This is a genomic window from Albidovulum sp. (assembly GCF_049646345.1).
GTDB lineage: Bacteria > Pseudomonadota > Alphaproteobacteria > Rhodobacterales > Rhodobacteraceae > Albidovulum.
On sequence record NZ_JBARVQ010000239.1, the window covers coordinates 1 to 4,646 of the forward strand.

The 4,646-nt window shown below is 57.5% G+C and carries 4 protein-coding genes and 1 pseudogene; 1 reads left to right on the plus strand and 4 read right to left on the minus strand.

Annotated elements, in window-relative coordinates:
* The 3 genes and pseudogenes from WBB85_RS05680 to WBB85_RS05690 all read right to left on the minus strand — a co-directional run.
* Positions 1-301: pseudogene (locus WBB85_RS05680) on the minus strand (putrescine ABC transporter permease PotI); the annotation flags it as partial.
* A complete protein-coding gene (locus WBB85_RS05685) occupies positions 298-1,188 on the minus strand; it encodes an ABC transporter permease subunit (protein WP_432637661.1) in 891 nt (296 codons plus the stop codon). The pseudogene WBB85_RS05680 and the gene WBB85_RS05685, both read right to left, overlap by 4 nt.
* 6 nt (positions 1,189-1,194) lie before the next feature.
* Positions 1,195-2,319 (minus strand): ABC transporter ATP-binding protein, encoded by a 1,125-nt coding sequence (locus WBB85_RS05690; RefSeq protein ID WP_432637662.1) that lies wholly within the window; start codon positions 2,317-2,319, stop codon positions 1,195-1,197.
* A gap of 277 nt (positions 2,320-2,596) precedes the next feature.
* Between WBB85_RS05690 and WBB85_RS05695 the strand changes: the two genes are divergently transcribed.
* The gene (locus WBB85_RS05695) at positions 2,597-3,409 is read left to right on the plus strand and encodes a response regulator transcription factor (RefSeq protein ID WP_432637664.1); all 813 of its coding nucleotides are present in this window, start codon (positions 2,597-2,599) and stop codon (positions 3,407-3,409) included.
* A gap of 13 nt (positions 3,410-3,422) precedes the next feature.
* On the opposite strand, the gene WBB85_RS05700 is transcribed toward WBB85_RS05695, so the two are convergent.
* A partial coding sequence (locus WBB85_RS05700; RefSeq protein WP_432637665.1) for an aminotransferase class III-fold pyridoxal phosphate-dependent enzyme occupies positions 3,423-4,646 on the minus strand: 1,224 nt, incomplete at its 5' end.

Sequence of the window (4,646 nt, forward strand, 5' to 3'; positions counted from 1 at the left end):
TCCCGGAAAACAATGAGCGACCGAAAAAGCGGCCGGACCTGACCAGCACAAGTGCGGCCATCGTGCCGAGGACGGTTGCCACGGTCGAACTGACGACGGCAACCACCATTGTGATCCAGGCCGCATCCTTGAACGCCTGATCCTGGAACAGCACGCCATACCATTTGGTCGAGAAGCCGCCCCAGATCGTCACCAGCCGAGATTCGTTGAAGCTGTAGGCCACCAGAATCAGCATCGGTAGGTAAAGGAAGGCAAACCCAAGGCAAAGCGAGGTTGCATTGAACCAGCTGACCCGATTCATAGGCCGGCCTCCCGTTGTTTTTGCAGATAACGCTGGAACAGCACGATCGGGATGATCAACAGGAGCAGCAGGATGACGGCCACGGACGAGGCAATCGGCCAGTCACGGTTGTTGAAGAACTCTCCCCACAGCACGCTGCCGATCATCAGCGTGCTGGATCCGCCCAAGAGCGACGGGATCACAAATTCGCCGACCGCAGGGATGAAAACCAGAAAGCACCCCGCGATGATCCCTGGCCGGGACAGCGGAAAGGTTACAAGCCAAAAAGCCGACAGACGCGAACAACCGAGGTCCTCGGCCGCTTCCAGCAAAGAACCATCGAACTTTTCCAGCGCCGAATAGATCGGCAAGACCATGAAGGGCAGGTAAGTGTATACGATGCCGACATAGACAGCGAAATTGGTGTTCAGCATAACCAGGGGTTCCGAGATCAGCCCAAGGCCAAGCAGGAGCTGATTCAAGTAGCCGTCCGTTGCGAGAATTCCGATCCAGGCATAGACCCGGATCAGAAAACTGGTCCAGAACGGCAAAATGACCAGCATCATCAGCGTGGGTCGCCATCGGCGCGGTGTGCAGGCCATCCCGTAAGCGATCGGATAGGCCGCGAGCAAGGTCAGGACGGTCGAGGTTACCGCGACCCAAAGCGAGTTCAGATAGGCCTTCAGGTAAAGGCTGTCACCGGCGAGGAATAGGTAGTTCGCAAGATCCAGACCTTGCAGGAACTCCTTTACTCCCGTCCATCCGTTTGAGAGGTCAAGATGTGGTTGATAGGGCGGAATTGCCATCGCCGTGTCGCTGAGGCTGATCTTGAAGACGATCAGGAACGGCACCAGAAACAGCGCCGAGAGCCATAGAAAAGGAACAGCGATGAGGGCGAAGCGACGCATCTGCTCTCAACCTTCCAGAAGGATGGCGGCCGTCGCCGTCCAGCTGATCCAAACCGTATCGTTCAACGAGATCGCCCGTCGCGACAGTCGTCGGATATTTGTGGCTTGTACTTTTATTATTCGCCCGTCAGCCAATTCGACGTGATAGGTCGACAGATTGCCCGAATAAGCGATGTCATGCACCTTGCCCTGCAGGAGGTTGGCGGCCTGCTCCGGTTTTTCGTTCGAGATCGCGATCTTCTCGGGACGTATCGACAAAAAGCAAGATTGCCCGTTCGAAAACGTCGCATCGGATTGGGCCTGCAGTTTCGGCTGACCTTCGGCGAAATGGATGGAATAGCCCCCTTCCGCAACCTCGATCTTACCTTCGATGATGTTCACTTCTCCAATAAAGTCAGCGACATAAACAGAATTTGGCATTTCGTAGATGCGAGATGGCGTGTCGGCCTGGATGATCTTGCCGTGGTCCATGACCGCCACACGGGACGCCATTGTCATCGCTTCATTTTGGTCATGGGTTACGATGATGAAAGTCGTATCGGTCCGCTTTTGGATGTCCATAAGCTCAAACTGCGTGGCTTGCCGCAATTTGGCGTCCAATGCCCCCAAAGGTTCGTCCAGCAAGAGAAGTTTCGGTGCTTTGGCCAAGCTACGGGCCAGTGCCACACGCTGCCGCTGGCCGCCGGAGATCTGGTGGGGCTTGCGATGCGCGAACTGCTCCAGCCTGGTCAGCTTCAGCATCTCTTCGACCCGAGCGGCAATTCGGTCTTTTGGCTGCTTGTCGCGCTTCAGCCCGAAGGCGATATTCTCCCAGACGGAAAGATGCGGGAACAAAGCATAAGACTGGAACATCATATTTACTGAACGTCTGTTCGGGGGGACCGGCGCCAGGTCCTGACCAGCAAGCAGGATCTTTCCCGAAGTAGGTGTTTCGAATCCGGCCAGCATTCGCATCAAGGTCGTCTTGCCACAGCCCGAGGGGCCCAATAGGGCGAAGAACTCGCCTTCGTAGATGCTCAAAGACAGATCGGCGATGGCCGTGAAGTGGCCGAAGCGCTTGGTCACATTGCTGAACTCGATCAGCGGCCGGGCCCCGGGATCGTTCCAGGGTTGAACTTCTATTGCCGCCATTTTCGCCCCCTGGCTCCGCCGACAGGATTTTCCAATTCCAAAAAAACAAATAACGTGGGCTAACCCACTAGGTGATCCGCATCAGACGCCGCCGCCGACCGATCTTCAATATGGCAGAGCATATAGAATAGCCTCTGGGCCGGCGCCGCCGAAGGGCAAACTTGGCGCCGGGTCGAACGGCCGTTGGCGGTCGGGATGCGCCGAGGACCACTCAAGTTGCCGTCACCTCTGTGCGCCGCTAGGATGCGAACCACAAGCTGACTGAGGAAGGATTTCCATGCAGATCGACGACATCCTGGGTAACGGAGACACCAGCCTGGGTCAGCTTCTGGACGCGATTGCAGAGATGAACGATCAGGACAGTCTGCGCGACTTTTTCGCACGGTTGCACGCCTTGTTCACGCGCACCTGCTCGACCGCGTCCATCGCGGCGTTTGAATTCGGCAAAGATCTGCAGCCTCACCTGATATTCGTCGACGGGCCGAATGGAGGCGATGATCTGCCCCAATATTTGGGCGGACTTTATCTGCTGGACCCTTTCTACCTGATGTATACCGAAGAAGAAAAAACTGGTGTCTTCGTGATGTCGCAGACCGATTCCGAAACCTTTGGGGTCGCAAAGAAATACAAGGCTTATTGGAGCCGGATCACCGGCGATAGCGAGATCGCAGCGCTTTTCCCGGCGGGGCCGGGCAAATGCCTGCATGTGACGATCATGGTACGCAATGACCAACAGTTGGCCCAACGCACGGTCCTTCTGGTCAGGCTGCTTGAAAAGACCATTGTCTCCTTTTTTCGGCGCAAACTGGAAAGAGGAGAGGCCAGCAACGTCGATGATACGATGCGCCGGCATGTGCACCTGACGGTCAACCGCACCTTGCAGAGCTTCGGTGCAGATGTGCTGACCGACCGCGAACGCGATGTTGTTCAATTGCTGCTCAAAGGACATTCCGCCAAGAGCATCGCACAGCTTTTGGATATCTCGGCCGGAACAGCAGGTATCCATCGGTCGAACATCTACCGGAAGCTCGAGATCACCGGACAAGGCGAACTGTTCCTGAAGTATCTCAACCTCCTCAGCCAGGAATGACTCGAGCGCGAGGTTAGAAAAGCCCCTCTCGGCGAAGGTCGGCCAAAACGTCCTCCATCGCGGCCCGCAGACGGACGATCAGGTCGTCGACTTCGGCGCGGGTGATTGTCAGCGGCGGGGACATGACGTTGAGGCTGCCCAGCGGTCGCACCAGCAACCCGCGCTTCTCCGCCGCATTGGAGACGCGCTTGCCGATGTTCACTTCCGGCGGGAAAAGCTCCAATGTCGCCTTGTCACGCACGCTCATGATACAAGCCATCAGCTTCATACCGCGAACCAGGCCGACCGTTGGGAAATCCAGCAGTGTTCGCAACTGCTCTATGAAATAGGGACCAACGTCGTCGCGGACATGCGCGAGCAGTCCCTCTCTCTCGATGATTTCGATGTTCTTCAACGCGGCCGCACAGGCGACCGGATGGCCCGAATAGGTGAAGCCGTGCGAGAACCAACGATCATGGCCGGGAGCCGAAATCGTGTCGTGTATCTCGTCGGAATAGATCGTGGCTCCAAGAGGCAGATAGCCTGAGGTCAGACCCTTGGCGCAGACAATGATGTCGGGTTGAATTCCAAAGACATCTTTCGCGGCGAACCAGGCGCCAAGTCGACCGAAAGCTGTCACAACCTCATCTGCAACATAGATGATGCCGTGCTTTTGGCACATCGCGTGGACTTCGGTGATATAGCGCCGTGGCGGCACGATGACGCCACCGGCACCCATCACCGGCTCGGCGTAATGGGCCGCGATATTTTCGGGGCCCAGCCGGTCAAGCGTGGCACGAAAGTCGGCGATCAGGAAATCGGTGAAAGCTTCTTCACTCATGCCGGCGGGGCGCTTGTGGATGTTCGGCTCCGCGACATGGTGGATGATATCGGGAATGAAGTCGAACTCTGCGCTGCGATCGGTCGGCTTGCCGCCGATGGACTGTGCCGCATAGGTTGAGCCGTGATAGCTGGCCGTACGGGCAATGATGTGCCTGCGATGCTTTTGCCCCTTACAGGCCCAGTAGTACTGGATCAGCCGGAAGGCGCTGTCGTTGCCGACAGAACCGCCACAGCCGAACAGCACATGGTTCAGCGTCCCCGGCGCCAGCTTCGCCAGCTTCGCGGCCAACTGGGCCGCCGGGGCGGTGCCCATGTCGACGAAGGGGCTTGCGAAGGCCAGCCGCCGCGTCTGCGCGGCTATGGCCTCGACCATCTCTTCGCGACCATAACCGATGTTCATGCACCAGAGCCCGCC